Raw genomic sequence first — 752 nt, 5'->3', positions numbered from 1 at the left:
CGGGTGCTGTCGCCGTTCGTGAAGCGGGTGGTCATCGCCAACCCATTGCAGGTGAAGGCAATCGCGCATGCCCATGTGAAGACCGACAAGGTCGACGCGGGCACGCTGGCCAGCTTGTACGCGGCCGGCTATCTGCCGGAAATCTGGACGCCGGACGCGGCCACAGAACGGCTGCGCAGGCTGATCGCCCGGCGTTACCAGGTCGTGCGGCATCGGACCCGGATCAAGAACGAAGTGCACGCAATCCTTCACGCGCACCTGATCCCAAAATGTCCGCACGCCGATTTATTCAACGGCCGCGGCCGCGATTGGCTGGCGCACCAGCCAGTACCCGACGACGAACGGGATGCTATTGAGCGGCATGTGCGCGAGCTCGATCGGCTCGCCGAAGATCTCACGATCCTCGATCGGGAGATCGCCACAAACAGCCTGGACGACGGCTCAGTCAGGCGGCTGCTGACGATCACCGGCGTCAATCTGGCGGTGGCGGCCGGGTTGATGGCGGCAATTGGCGATATCCCGCGTTTCAAGAGCCCGCAGAAACTGGTCAGCTACTTCGGGCTCAATCCGCGTGTGCACCAGTCGGGCCTCGGTGCCGCTCATCACGGCCGGATCAGCAAGGTCGGACGTAGCCACGCCCGGGCCATGCTGGTAGAAGCCGCCTGGGCTGCCGCCAAGACACCCGGACCGCTCCACGCTTTCTTCGTGCGCATCCGCGCCAGACGGGGCCATCAGGTGGCCGCCGTCGCCGT

General features: G+C 65.3%; 1 protein-coding gene. It reads left to right on the top strand.

Going from position 1 to position 752, the window contains the following annotated elements; translation table 11 throughout:
* Positions 1–752, top strand: a 752-nt coding sequence (locus FXV83_RS41860) for an IS110 family RNA-guided transposase (RefSeq protein WP_148745830.1), incomplete at both ends; no start/stop codon positions are given.

It is taken from the genome of Bradyrhizobium hipponense (assembly GCF_008123965.1).
GTDB lineage: Bacteria > Pseudomonadota > Alphaproteobacteria > Rhizobiales > Xanthobacteraceae > Bradyrhizobium > Bradyrhizobium hipponense.
This window is presented reverse-complemented; position numbering and strand designations above follow the sequence as displayed.